Source organism: Pirellulales bacterium (assembly GCA_035499655.1).
In the GTDB taxonomy this organism is placed as follows: Bacteria; Planctomycetota; Planctomycetia; order Pirellulales; family JADZDJ01; genus DATJYL01.
Genome location: DATJYL010000142.1, coordinates 1 through 13084 on the forward strand (window position 1 = coordinate 1; position 13084 = coordinate 13084).

Sequence of the window (13084 nt, forward strand, 5' to 3'; positions counted from 1 at the left end):
TCGCGGCAACTGTGCCCGCCACGTTCGAGCCACTATATTTGTGAGAGTTCGATTGCCGCTGCGCACTCATGCTTGTCCACCGGCACGGTGTTGCGCGGCAGCGATCTCGCGGGCCCGTAGCTCAGTTGGTTAGAGCAGGGGACTCATAATCCCTTGGTCGGGGGTTCGAATCCCTCCGGGCCTATTTGTTGCCAATGGCAGCGCGAACTCCGTCCAACACTTCCGCTCGGCCCGCGTCCATGGACCGTCTTCAGTAAGCCATACAAATCTCTCCCGCCCTATCTAGGAATGAAGGGCTGGCTTCGCCCACCGTCCGTGCGGAACTTATAGCGGCCGGCGATGTTTAACAACCGGGCTGCCGTGTCTTTTCCCGCGGCTTGCCGTGCGTTTTTACCGCAAAATGCAGTCTTTTCCCTCCTCGGCGGGTGTATTCAGTAGGTAAAGGTAAGATTATCATGGACTAGGTGTGTTAATGTAACACAGGCGGAATACAGAAAGAGGCATCAATGAGTTCGCGCCCCGCTAATAGTGCCCAGGCCATTGCGTCTAAGATTGACACGAAATCTTGGTGGTCGAGCATTCTAATCGTTGTTCTGTCCCTCATCATATTGGCATTGTTGCTGCGCGGGCCGGGACAGACTCCGTCGGACAGTATCGCCAAAGCGGCCTCACATTCCCTCGTGTTCACGTCGGCCGAGAAGCAGCCCGGCGAGCCGCTGGCGGAGTTGGCGGCACTCGTCACCCAGTGCATGCATTCCAGCCGGCCGGTGCTGTTGGGTAGCCGCGATCCCAAGGGCCCCAGTTGCGTGCCGATGGTGAACGCCGGCGATGTCGGCGATGTCGTTCCGAACTCGCCGGGTGATTTAGACGGCGGCCCCGGCACCTCGCTCTCCACGCTCTATTTTTTCGACCGTCAAGATGTTAAGTCCCCACAGCAAGATTTTGCATGGCACCAAGGCCGCTTAAAAACCTATTTGGAAAACCAGGCCACCATCAATCGGCCGGCCGAGGAAGGTGCGCACGAATTGGCCGAACAATCGCAGCAGTTTTGGGAGCTGGCCAGTAAGTGGTCCACTTGGCCCGCTCAACTGCGCCCTGTCGAATTTACCGGCGCCGACGATTGGCCGTCTCACTGCATGGCCGAATTAAATCACGCGGTGGCCGCGAAAGATCTGCCCGCCACTCAGCATTGGGCCGGCGAGTTGGCCTCGGCCGCATTTACATTGGACGATTTGCATCGCTGGCTCGGCTTTTTGGCCGAAAATCAATTGGCGGCCCTGGAATTCCAAAAACGCTGCGCCACGCTGTTTGAAGCCTCCGAGGCGCTGGGTCGCAAATACGATCCCAACGCCACCATCAGCCAGTTTCCAGCGGGCGTGCTCAGCCTGAACGGCAAAGCCAATTATTACGAAGTGGAACGCCAGGCCGAGCGGCTCTTCTCGCTTCCCGAGGACCGCAACATCGAGGTCGCCACCGGCGATCATCTCACGCCCGGCTCGTTGTGGGTCACGCCCGGCGTGCGCGAAACCTATCTCAAATTGCAAGCGGTCCTGTCTCCCGACAATCGTCAAGCCTGGGATGCTGCCGCCCGTCTTCCTTACGAGCACAGTTATTTAATCAATATGCTGTTCCGTGCCGCCCACGCCGACACCACCGACGATTTATGCGCCGTGCTCAAAAAATTTGACGCTCTGAATCCGCACGCCAAGGAGCAGGAATTGCTCAGCGTGCTGATGTATCGTGGCCATTCCTTCGCGGGCTTGGAATGGGGCGACCGCTTTCAGCCGGAACTCCTCAAGGCCGCCGATAGCATCCAGCCCGACGAAACCAATCTCCAAGCCATGGAAGACGCTTGCCGTTGGACGAATACCTTCTATCGCATGCCGGCCGAATACGGGGTCACCCTGACCCTCCGTGACGCTCTGGAGCACAAAAAGTTAGATTGCGTTCGAGCCACCGACATGATCGGCGCTATTTTCCGCAACTCCGGCCGCATTGGTTTTGGCAACGTGCGCTGGTCTTGCGAAACCGGCGGCCATTCCGTCGCTGTGTTTGCGCAGCCGACGGGGGACCAGCTGAAACTGCAAATCTTTGACGGATTAAACCCCTCGGCCCAGCCGGAATTCTGGCCGGAATGCTATTTCCATGGCCATGCCTGGCCGCCGGGCTTGGAAAACAATACCCCGCCTTATTGCGCTGAGTTATATTTTCGTGGCCTGGACAGTTACATTTGGGCCGGAGGATACATCATCCGTGGTCCCAACGCCGGTTGGTTGACCAAAGCCGCCATCCCCTACTCCATTCGCTTTCTAGATCCTTCCAACACCAAAGTGTTCGACGGCCCTTATCCACAGTAGGGCGTTGATTCTCGGTCGTCGCCTAATTTGGCCAATCAACCATGTAGCGGCCCCGGCCGCTGTGGACAGCGGCCGGGGCCGCAACACGTTCGTGGGATGCGCTCTAAATTGCAGCTCGGCGTTGGTGCTGCGCCTGATTTCCGACTTCGAGCGCAGTTTGTCTCCTGGTCGCTTTCATTTTTACTTTCCACCTGGCGCAGCCGAATCGGGTTTTGTAGCGGCCGAATCTGCCTTGGAGGTCGAATCGGGTTGGGTTCCCGATGAATCCGCGGCCGCATCGCCCAGCGCTTGATGGAACGACCGCTCCACTTTGTCCCCCGGATCGGTCGAGACGGCATGATCGCGCCACAGCCAGCGCAGCATATCAGGCAAAATGGCTCCGCCTTGCTTCTGTCCGTGCAAGCCAATGCCCCAGGCGTAATTTAAGTCGTATCCTTTTTTCGTCAACGCGTCGGCCAACCGCACATTTTGATAAAACCAATCGCGCTTTTGATCGTAGCTTCCGCCACCATCACGCCGCACGCCCCGCAAGTCGTTGCGGCCATCTTGCATAAAAATCCGGATCGGTTTCTTCTCGCTTTCCATAACCTTATCCGCATACGTGCTGCCGCTCCCCGGCCCGCGCAAATCGGTAAAGCTGCCCACAATGGTGATGACCTTGCGGAAATCGTCCGGCCGCTCCCACGCCACAGTGAACGCGGCAATGCCCCCGGAACTGGCCCCGCCTATGCCGTGCTGTTCGGCATCGTGCGAAATGTTGTAATCCTTGTACAACACCGGCAGCAGCTCATCCACAATCACCCGCGGATATTTGTCATCTAGTGAGTTGTATTCCACCGGACGATTGGTGTTGCGGTCCCCCCATTCTTTCGGCGTCGGTTCCGGTTGCTCCGGCGTGTGACCGGGATTGATGAACACCGCAATCATCACCGGTAATTCACGGCGGAAAATTAAGTTGTCCAGCACGTTGGGCGCCCGCACGTTGCCCTGCATGTCGATAAACGCCTGCCCGTCGTTAAAAATCATCAAGCTCGCAGGCTTCGCCGGATCGTACTGCGCCGGCACGTACACCCAGTACGTGTGGCTGGTGCCCGGAAACACTTCGCTGGGCAACTTCAACGGCCCAACCAACTTTCCCTTCGGCACGCCATCTTGAGCCAACGAATCGGGCCCCAATTGATAATGGTCGTCCTCCCCCGCTGCAAACGCCTGCGTGCAGATTCCAAATAACAGCATTGCCACCAGACACAATCGCACCGCTTTCATGACTCGCTCCCCATTTCAGTATGCCAACTTACGCTGTTGCCCAGCTCCCGGATTGTAATCATGAACCAGACGGATTGAAACAAGACGCAGCGTGGTCTTTCCAGACCACTGGAAACCGATCTCCTCGCCGATCTGTGTTCAACCGCTTGATCCGTGTTCATCGGTGGCTCTGTGATCTTCCATGCTCGCTCTGCGTGCCCTTACCTCAAAACCCGACCGGCTGTCGTTCGCGCATCGCTTGCCATAGGGCCCGCAAATGTTCCACACTCGCAGCCGGCAGCGTGCCCGGTGCGTACGCGGCCCGGCTGTACAACTCGGCCAATGCCCGCGCCGGTTTGGCGATGGCCTCCGCTTTCGCGCCCACTTGCCGCGTGAATTCGTAAGCCGTTTGATCGGCCTCCCGCGGCCAGCCGTTGTCGCGGGCCCAGGCTTCAAACGCTTCGAACGAATATCGCACCAATTCCGTTGGCGAAAATTGCCCCGCCGCGCCGGTGGCAAACGGATCGGCGTAATCGTAAAACGATTGGTGCCGCGGCGTCGGCGGAACAACGTCCTTGGGCTCCCGCTCGCGCCGGCCCAGCAAACCCCACAAATTCCGCCAACCGTTCAAAAATTCTTGCAACCAGCCCAACACTTGTTCCCAATGTTTCCAGACCCATACCAGGGCCAAGCCAATCACAACGGCGTAAAACACCCATTTCAATAGCGCGGCGATATTTTCGCTCACGAGCGATAAATCGGGCCCTTGCGGTATTTCCGGCTGCGAAGTTTCTCCCTGTGATTGGGCCGCTTCCCCTTTCGATGGGCCCGCATTCTCCTGCTGCTGATTTTGCGATTGCTTCGTCTGTGAACCGTTCTGCGAAGTGCTCCCCTTCTCGCCGCCGGAGTCCGAGGCTTGGTTGCCCTTGGATTCGCCCTTCTCGCCGTTGCCACTTTCCGACTTGCCCGCTTGCGATTCGCCCCCCTTTTCATCCCCCGACTTGCCGCCCCCTTGATCCGATTTCCCCGTCGCCGGCGCGCCCGATTGATTTTCGCCGGCGTTGCCTGTGCCCGAACCCTTTTGATTTTGATCCGAAGCTGCGAGTTCTTTGTCTGGCCGGCTGCGCTGGCCGCTGGCGTTTTTCGCCTGTTCGTCCAGCGTTCCTTCGTTTCCGACCGACACTGGCGATGAGTTGTGCTCTGTCGAACCCATTGCCGGCGGCAATTGCGAAATGGCGTACTCCGCATTCGGCCGCGGCAGCAACATCGTCAGCACCAACAGAGCCGCGATTAACACCGTGCCCGTTGCCAGCCACGTGCCGGCCATGGGCAGCGGCATTTCCAACCGCCGCTGCCGCAAGTACCGCCGCAATCCCAAAAAGCTGGTCGTCATCAACAGGCCCAATCCCGCGGCCACGTACACGCACAACAGCACAAACGAATACCGTCGGCTGCCCGGGTTCGTCGTGGGAATGAACGCCTGCCCAAACCCGAAAATCGGCAGCGCCGCCAGCGAGAAATACACCACCCACACCCCCGGCGCATGCGGCCGGCGGCGCCGTTCCAAGAATTTACCCCACCACGACTTTTCCCCGTCGTCGGATTTTGCAGCCGGCTTCACCTCCTTCTTCGCTGACTCTTTCGCGAGTCTTTTCTGCGTCGACCATCCCATGTCGTCGGCAAAATCCTGGTGTTCGGTTTTAGCGTCGATTTCTTTTTGTGGTCCGGGCTGCGCGACCGCCGGTCTCGGCTTTGTATCTTCGTTCGCCGAATTATCTGCTTCCGATTTTCCGTCGGCGCTTTTCGATGCCTCTCGATCTAAACCCACGGTCTGCAACAAGCCTTCGCCGGAAGCATCCTGCGTTTCGTCAATCAGCGTGCAGTCCCACGTCAGTTGAATCGCGCACCACCAAATGATGCCGATCAGCGTGTAGTTAATCATCCAGCCGATCGTCGCCCATTGGGTTCCCTCGAACGTCACAAACTGGTGCATCGCCAGCGCGATGGCAATCGCCAGCGCCGCCCCGAATGGGGCTGCCCGTTCCCAACCTTCTTCCATCGAAATGCGGGCGATCAGCACCGCCGCAAAAATAAACAGCGTCAGGCAAAAATGCAGCCGCTCCGGATACTTCCCCTGATAGAACATCTCCAGCAAGAAATACACCAGGCTGCCGATCAGCACCATGATGAGCGCCGGATTGATGGCAATCACCACGTAATCCATCAGCGTTGGTTTTAATCGACGAGACATGGTTACCCAAACTTTCCAAGCCGACGGCTTTGCCGTCGATTGATCGACGCCCAAGGCGTCGGCTTGGGCTCAAAAATCAACTTAAACTTCACCTCAACGCCATTTGCCGACACACGTCGGTCACAGACGCTTCATTCTGCAAATGTTGTACGCTAATGCCGCTGGCCGTGAGTGTGGCGGCGGCAATGCCGAATTCATAATCGTCGTAAAAATTCAAAATCGCGGTTACGGCGTAGCCGCGCTTGTGCAGCATTTGCAGCGCCAAAATGGTTGCTTCGCTGGCCGTGGGCAAAATCGCCACTACGGTGGCATCGCGCGGCATCCGACTAATCGTTTCCGCAACCAGATGGGCGAAATCGAACCCATCCGTTAATTCGGCCCGAGCCAGCGTTTGCAAAATTTGCATCAATTGCTCCGGCCCACGCCGCGTGGGAATCACCAGCGGCTGCAGCCGATCGCTCTTTTCCCGCATGCCGGCGGCTATGCGAGCGGCGCTGCGCGTGCGGTAATCGTCGCTGCGCCATCCTTCCTGCCGAATACGGTCCGCCGCATCGCGCCCATTGCTAATCAGCCCGATTTGCTGCCCCATTTCATACACCGCATTGGCCAGCGAAGCCGCCGCCGTAATGGCCAATTCCGAACGATACGGCTCATCCTTCGCCGCATACGACGCCTGATGAAAATCCAACAGCAGCGTCGCCCCGGCAATCGTCGACGCTTCGTACACCTTGCTGTGCAATACGCCCGTGCGCGCCGTCGCCCGCCAATGCACGCGGTTCAGCGGGTCGCCCGCCTCATACCTCCGCACGCCGCCAATGCGCGTGGGATCTTCGTACAGCCGATGCTGCAAGCGAATTTCGCCAATCGGCCGCCGCGAGGCAATGTCGTAGCCCGAAAGTGGAATCACCTGTGGGTGCACCAGCAAAAAATGCGGCTCCGTCGCCACCCGATATCGCCGATGCAGCCCGAACAAATCGCCCGTTTCCATCACCAGCGGCCCAATCTGATAATATCCCCGCCGATTGCACTGCAGCGTGTACAGTAAAATGCCTTTGCCGCGGCTGCGCAGCATCAGCAGTTGAATGCGCCGGCCTTCGACGCCCAAATTCGGCGGCTTGTAGATGAGCGCCGCGATGGGCAGCAAATCTTCCATCAACAGCCACGCAATCGGCAGCACCCCCCGGTTTTGCACGTTGATGTTCACCGCCACCCGGTCGCCAATGCTGGCCGACAGCCGATTGCATTCCCGCTGCGCCGCCAGGCTTTCAATCCACACGCGGCTTAACACCCGGCTGGCAAGCATTATGCCCACAAGCGCGTACATGGCATACGCCAGCAGGCCCAGGCCGAAGGCCAGTGAGAAAAGCAAAATCAAAATGGCGCCAGCAAACCAACGCATGGATTATCCAGCCGCAAAGATATGACGACGCAAAGTTGGGAATGACGAAGGACGAATGCTTCTCATGAATGACCAATGACCAAATCCCAATGACCAATGACGGATGCTTTCATTGGTCATTGGTGCTTGGGCATTCGTCATTTGTCCCTCTCACGGTTCAAACACCGCCCGTCCCGTCGGTGCTTGCATCGTTGGCACGGGCGTTTCGCTGATGGTTTCCTCGATGACCTTCGCCGCCGTAATTTTTCGCAGCCGGCTTTCCGGCCGCAAAATCACACGATGCACCAAAATGGCCGTGGCCACGCGCTTAATGTCATCGGGCTGAACGAAATTCCGCCCCAACATGGCGGCCATCGCTTGCGAAGCGCGAAACACTGCCAACGATGCCCGCGGACTGGCTCCCAGCGCCAAATCTTCGTTCTGTCGCGTGCGCTGAATGATTTCCACAATGTACCGCCGCACTTTCTCGTCCACGTGAATTTGCCGTATGGCCTGCTGGCAGGCGATCACTTCTTCGGCCGATACCACCGCTTTCAATTGCGAAAGCGGATGCACTTGCCGCAGCATGTCCAGCATTTTCAGTTCTTCCTCCGGCGTCGGGTAACCCAGGCTGAACCGCATCAAAAAGCGATCCAGTTGCGCCTCCGGCAGCGGAAACGTCCCTTCGTGATCGATGGGGTTCTGCGTGCCGATGACCAAAAACGGCGGCGTCAGCGCGTGCGTAACACCATCCACCGTCACGCGGCTTTCGGCCATCGCTTCCAGCAACGCGGCCTGTGTGCGGGGCGTGGCGCGATTGATTTCGTCGGCCAGCACCAATTGCGCGAAAATCGGCCCTGGCCGGAATTCAAATTCCGTCGATTTCTGGTTGAACACCGACACGCCCGTCACGTCGGTCGGCAACAAATCGGGCGTGCACTGAATGCGTTTGAACGTGCAGCCCACGCTCGCCGCCAGCGCCCGGGCCAACATGGTTTTGGCCACGCCCGGCACGTCTTCCAGCAGAATGTGCCCTTCGGAAAACCAAGCCACCAGGGCCAGCACAATTTGCTGCCGCTTGCCGACGATCGCCTGCTCGACGTTGGCGATAATTTTTTTGGCCGTTGTGGCGACTTCGACCATGCTGCGGCCTGCCAGTAAGTGGTTCCCGACGCCGAATGGCGTGCTAACAAGACCCACTCATTGTAATCGTGGCCGCTGCAGCAAGAAACCGGCTATTTGGCCTTCACGCGGCATTTCGCCAGGGCTTTTCTTTGCCCCGTCAAGTGTCTGGCGCTCAGTACAAGCATCACGGCGGCAATAGCGCCCAGGGTCATAGCAGCCGGCTCGGGCACCGTGGCGGCGCCGTCAAAGGTGCCGGTGCCACTGGCCAGCGCCCCGGCAAAAAACAAATCCGCTGCTTGTTCCAATCCATTTCCATTGCCAGTGTTCGTCCACGAACTGAACGTCAGCGAAAAATCTCGCTCCGCGCTAGGGCTAAACGTGAGAAAATCGGAGCTGTAAGTAACGGAGTTGCCGCTCAACAGGGTATCGGCGCTGACTTGCGGCGTGCGACCCTCCATGACGCCGATCATCTGCCCGGTGAATGTGACAGTCAACAAATTGGTGCGACTACCCGATCCTTCATTGGCTGGCGTGCTGCGAATAATGCTGATGGTGTCGGTCACGGTTCCCGCGCCGGTGATCGGCTGGCTGCCCACCACGCCGCCCAGCACCGTGGAAATTGTTTTGGTGCTGGAGGTCATGCTCAATGTGGCATTTTGGTTGCCTTGCAAATCGAGCGGCATCGGACCGGCGACGGTTAAATACGTGAAACTGACTGGAATTGCGGCGCCAAGTGGCCCTCCAGTGCTGGTGCCGAATTGCGCATCATTGCCGCTTCCGTTGTCGAGGTAGGCGAACAAATTTCCGCCCGGGCTGGCTTCGGAAAACTGCGCAAAGCTAATGGACGATGCGCGGGCTAAACCAGGAATTCCAACCGTCGCCAGAACAGCGATTCCAACAGCCACCCAGCGCCGGGTAGCACAAATAGAATATGATTGCGCAAAAGCGCAATACGAACCAATACGCTGTCTCATCTCTGTTGCCTCCGTCTGCCGTCCTGTAATTAACAGTGCGCGGGTTCCAGCCGCGCATTGTTACAATACTCGCATCCTAACATGGTTTCTCGGATATGCAAGATTATTTTTCCGAGGTAGGTAATCAGTGGGGGGAAAACGCAATCCGGAAACTAAAACGGGCTTCCAGCCGGCTGGGCATTCAAATTTCTCGAATGCTCTGCGCCACAGGGATTTGCGGCCGATTGCCATCCTATATTGCGTCCTCATCTTCAACGGGCCTGGCCCCGACTGGAACACGCGAGGTGCAATCCGCCTCCCATCTCAGTCGGGGCGAAAGGATTTGAACCAGCAACCGAGCACGGTCGCCTGGGCGGCGACCGAGCGCAGTGCGGTAGTGACCAAACGAGTTCCACCTCAATCGGGGCGAAAGGATTTGAACCAGCAACCGAGCACGGTCGCCTGGGCGGCGACCGAGCGCAGGGCGGTAGTGACCAAACGAGTTCCACCTCAATCGGGGCGAGCGGCGATGCACATTTCCTATTGAGCTCTCCGGGCAGTCATTGCTGTTGCAGGCAATCTCGCGGAGCGTGGAGTTCTCGGCCGAGGACTTTCATGCTCTGGCGGGAACATAACTCACTATGACTTAAGGCCATAGCGTAGTTAACTGCAATGGGACTGCCCACCTTCCCGGACGGATGCACACGCAGCCGCTCGGGAGGTTAGTCCAATGTCTATCCAATCTGATGGCAAGCTCACGCCGCGCAACGGCCATACTCTGGTAGTCGGTATTGTAGCCCGCATTAGTGGCTGCCAAAACCAAAAGGAAATGTCCCTTGACGATCAGATTGACCACGCCAAGGAGGTCGTGGCCGAGTTGTACGATGGTCCGGTCGAGTATCGCGTAATCGCTACTAAAGGCAAGGGTGAGGCCCTTGACCGCCCCGAACTCGTTCAAATCGAGGCACAACTTCGGACGCGAGAACTCGACTTGCTGATCGTTGAGGATTTGGGTCGGCTGGTCCGGGGTGTGGAGGCAGTTCGCTTGTTGGGCGTGGCATACGATCATGGCGTTCGCGCGATTTCGCCAAACGATTGTATTGACACCGATGAGGAGACGTGGGAAGAGGACGCCCTTTCGGCTTGCCGCGATCATGTCGGGCATAATTCCCATACATCGAAACGCCTCAAAAAGAAGTTAATGAATCGCTTTGTAAAGTTCGGCGGAACGATGGCACGGGAGATTGCAGGCTATATAGTTTCTGATGCTGCCAAAACATATGATCAGTGGCTAAGGGATGAAAACGCTACTCATCACATCCAGGAAGGCCTGCGGCTACTGCGCGAGACACTTAACTGCTCAGCGGTCGCTGATTACTTTAATCGCGTCGGGTTCGAGCGCGGTCCCTACGCCCGACGAAAGAAGTGGTTCGGCAGCGACGTTCGAGAGTTTTACCAAAACCGACTCTTGGGCGGCTTTCCGGGTCGTGGCTTCAAGCACACGGTGAAACATCACGAGACCGGCCGCCGCGTACCCGTTAAAAATCCGACGGGGCCAAAGTTCCGTGAATGTCCGCATCTGGCCCACGTGGACATCGCGGAACTCGACGAAGTCAACGCACTGTTGGACGAAAAAAATCAGAATTATCGCCGCCGCGACGGCAACGGCTCTGATTCGCGGCGGCACGTCCCCCGCAAACGCACCCGTTTCCCGGGCCAACATGCCCACTGTTGGTACTGTGGCTGGCACGCCGTGTGGGGTGGCAACGGCGTCACGGAAAACCTGATGTGTTCCGGCTCCCGGGAATGGCACTGCTGGAACTCGGTCGGTTTCAATGGTGAATTCGCAGCCACAAAGACCGTCGAGATCATCACCGGTGAGCTTCGGCAGCTCGAAGGTTTGCAGGAGCAGTTCGCCGAACTGGTCCAGATTGCCCACCGGCAGACCGTGGGAGATCCGGGCGCTCGCTGGCAGCAACTGCAGCGAGCCGAGCTGAAGCTGGAAGAGGAACGAAGCAACCTGCTCGCGGCGATCGCCGCGTACGGTCCGCGTTCTGATTTCGCAGATAAGCTAGCCGAAATAGATGCCAAGAAATTGGCGTTGGCCAAAGAACGGTCCGCCTTGGACCGGCTCCAGGCACGGCGGCTCGTCTTGCCGGAGTCCCCGGTGGTCCTCCAAGAGCACCTGGAACAGCAGTTTCAGCGGCTGGCCATCGACTCACCAGAGTTCGGTGATTTGCTCCGGCTGCTGGTACCACAGTTCCATGTCTACATGGTGCGGATGTGCGACGGCGGCAATTTATTGCCGCGGGCCCTTGTGGAAATAAATCTGGCTGGCGACTTCCGGGATGTTCCGTTGGCTCCCGACCTGCATGGGCTGCTAACCAAGCGGTGCACGCTGGATCTGTTCGAACCTGTCTTGCGCGAACGAATTCGTTTTCGGGCCGTGGCGATCGCCACGGAGAATCCAAAGATGTCCCTGCGTGAAATCGCAGACCGCTTGCCGGAAAAGCCTTCCGAACCGGTGGTCGGTGATGCCTTGAAGCTGCACCAACGCATGCTGTCGGCGGGCTTGTCCAGCCCCTACGTGCCCGTGTTCGAGCCGCCGCCGGATCTCACCAAACTGCGGCGCAGTAAGAATCCGCGGTATCGCTTCGAGCCGCGGACCGGATATGAGCGGCCGGCCCTGTAGTTCGATTTGTCAATCATTGTTCCCTCACGAACCCCGGTGGTTTTCCACCGGGGTTTTTTCATGCGCACAAAAAGGAGCGACGAACATGTTCTCGAAGACCAAGAAAAGTAGCAGCATCGCGCCGACCCACACCGTACCAGTTCCCATCGGAACGCCGCTGTATCGTGCCTTGGAAATCGTGGCTCAAGCGGTGGCCGCCTCACTCGACCAGCAGCAACGAAAGCCAACATCTCCATCCGACGAGCTTCCCGGAGCCACTGATGACCAGTCTGCTAATTGCCAGCTTCCGCATGATCGGTAGCTCTATCTACCGAGTGCCGAAGCCGACCGTTTTAGTCTGCATAGCGCGCTTTCCCAGCACGCAATTGCTTTCTCTGAGTTAACGCCCCGGCGCGGTGCTGGGGCGGTTCTGTTTTTACCAACAGGACCGCCCCGCGGGGCGGTCCTCCTTCACAAAGAGGAGTCGTTCCCATGATTGCACCATTAAAAGCCAGTTCCGCTGATCATCGATCCGTATTTGTTCAGGACCAGTTTTTGGCCATGCTGCCTCAGATTCGCCGGCAGGCTGGGATCGCCTTCCGTGACCGGCGGGCCGAAGCCCGGGAAGAATTGATCCAGGAGGTGATCGCCAACGCTTACTGCGCGTTCGCACAACTGGTGCGCCGGGGCAAACAGGCTGTGGCGTATCCCACCCCGTTAGCACAATTTGCGATCCGCCAGGTCCGTGCCGGGCGGCGCGTCGGCAGCCGGCTAAACAAACAGGATCTGCTGTCCCCCTATGCCCGAAGGATCCGGGGGTTCACAATTGAGCGAATTGATCGGCAGGACAAACCCACAGGCGCCTGGCAACAGCTGTTGGTCGAAGACCAACACGCGGGCCCGGCCGAGACGGCGGCTGCCCGGATTGATGTGGCGGCGTGGATGGGCACATTGTCCCGGCGGCAGCCGCGCTCGTGCAATGTTAGTATTGATTGAACCGTGGCCATCTTGAGTCGATTCGCCATCTTGGCCTCCTTCCGCGGCAATTGCCGCTAAGAAGGCCATTAGGCCAAATCGTCCGTGCTCAAGCTGGCTGGTTTTAAT

10 protein-coding genes and 1 tRNA gene are annotated in these 13084 nt (G+C 58.2%); 5 read left to right on the top strand and 6 right to left on the bottom strand.

Going from position 1 to position 13084, the window contains the following annotated elements:
• Positions 1-110: 110 nt before the first annotated feature.
• Positions 111-184 (top strand) — tRNA-Ile (locus tag VMJ32_10110).
• A gap of 322 nt (positions 185-506) precedes the next feature.
• A complete protein-coding gene (locus tag VMJ32_10115; protein ID HTQ39374.1) occupies positions 507-2357 on the top strand; it encodes a hypothetical protein in 1851 nt (616 codons plus the stop codon).
• A gap of 180 nt (positions 2358-2537) precedes the next feature.
• Here the strand turns inward: VMJ32_10115 and VMJ32_10120 are convergent, their stop codons facing one another.
• The 6 genes from VMJ32_10120 to VMJ32_10145 form a co-directional block, all read right to left on the bottom strand.
• The gene (locus tag VMJ32_10120; protein HTQ39375.1) at positions 2538-3623 is read right to left on the bottom strand and encodes an alpha/beta hydrolase-fold protein; all 1086 of its coding nucleotides are present in this window, start codon (positions 3621-3623) and stop codon (positions 2538-2540) included.
• 205 nt (positions 3624-3828) lie between these two features.
• Entirely contained in the window at positions 3829-5853 is a 2025-nt protein-coding gene (locus tag VMJ32_10125) for a DUF4129 domain-containing protein (GenBank protein HTQ39376.1), read from the bottom strand.
• Positions 5854-5941: 88 nt separating this feature from the next.
• Complete coding sequence (locus VMJ32_10130) at positions 5942-7252, bottom strand: DUF58 domain-containing protein (GenBank protein ID HTQ39377.1); 1311 nt, start codon at positions 7250-7252, stop codon at positions 5942-5944.
• A 150-nt stretch (positions 7253-7402) separates the two neighbouring features.
• Positions 7403-8374 (bottom strand): MoxR family ATPase, encoded by a 972-nt coding sequence (locus VMJ32_10135; GenBank protein ID HTQ39378.1) that lies wholly within the window; start codon positions 8372-8374, stop codon positions 7403-7405.
• 92 nt (positions 8375-8466) lie between these two features.
• Positions 8467-9261: a hypothetical protein gene (locus VMJ32_10140; protein ID HTQ39379.1), complete on the bottom strand. Its 795-nt coding sequence runs from the start codon at positions 9259-9261 to the stop codon at positions 8467-8469.
• 694 nt (positions 9262-9955) lie between these two features.
• Positions 9956-10474, bottom strand: coding sequence for a hypothetical protein (locus VMJ32_10145; protein ID HTQ39380.1), 519 nt, complete (start codon positions 10472-10474; stop codon positions 9956-9958).
• A gap of 36 nt (positions 10475-10510) precedes the next feature.
• On the opposite strand from VMJ32_10145, the gene VMJ32_10150 reads away from it, so the two are divergent.
• The 3 genes from VMJ32_10150 to VMJ32_10160 all read left to right on the top strand — a co-directional run bounded on the left by VMJ32_10150 (position 10511) and on the right by VMJ32_10160 (position 12976).
• Complete coding sequence (locus VMJ32_10150) at positions 10511-12001, top strand: hypothetical protein (protein HTQ39381.1); 1491 nt, start codon at positions 10511-10513, stop codon at positions 11999-12001.
• An 85-nt stretch (positions 12002-12086) separates the two neighbouring features.
• The gene (locus VMJ32_10155; GenBank protein ID HTQ39382.1) at positions 12087-12302 is read left to right on the top strand and encodes a hypothetical protein; all 216 of its coding nucleotides are present in this window, start codon (positions 12087-12089) and stop codon (positions 12300-12302) included.
• Positions 12303-12472: 170 nt separating this feature from the next.
• The gene (locus VMJ32_10160) at positions 12473-12976 is read left to right on the top strand and encodes a hypothetical protein (GenBank protein HTQ39383.1); all 504 of its coding nucleotides are present in this window, start codon (positions 12473-12475) and stop codon (positions 12974-12976) included.
• Positions 12977-13084: the final 108 nt, after the last annotated feature.

Coding starts and splice junctions, on each gene's coding strand:
- VMJ32_10115 (HTQ39374.1), top strand. CDS start 507: ATGAGTTCGCGCCCCGCTAATAGTGCCCAGGCCATTGCGTCTAAGATT.
- VMJ32_10120 (HTQ39375.1), bottom strand. CDS start 3,623: ATGAAAGCGGTGCGATTGTGTCTGGTGGCAATGCTGTTATTTGGAATC.
- VMJ32_10125 (HTQ39376.1), bottom strand. CDS start 5,853: ATGTCTCGTCGATTAAAACCAACGCTGATGGATTACGTGGTGATTGCC.
- VMJ32_10130 (HTQ39377.1), bottom strand. CDS start 7,252: ATGCGTTGGTTTGCTGGCGCCATTTTGATTTTGCTTTTCTCACTGGCC.
- VMJ32_10135 (HTQ39378.1), bottom strand. CDS start 8,374: ATGGTCGAAGTCGCCACAACGGCCAAAAAAATTATCGCCAACGTCGAG.
- VMJ32_10145 (HTQ39380.1), bottom strand. CDS start 10,474: ATGCCCGACATGATCGCGGCAAGCCGAAAGGGCGTCCTCTTCCCACGT.
- VMJ32_10150 (HTQ39381.1), top strand. CDS start 10,511: ATGAATCGCTTTGTAAAGTTCGGCGGAACGATGGCACGGGAGATTGCA.
- VMJ32_10155 (HTQ39382.1), top strand. CDS start 12,087: ATGTTCTCGAAGACCAAGAAAAGTAGCAGCATCGCGCCGACCCACACC.
- VMJ32_10160 (HTQ39383.1), top strand. CDS start 12,473: ATGATTGCACCATTAAAAGCCAGTTCCGCTGATCATCGATCCGTATTT.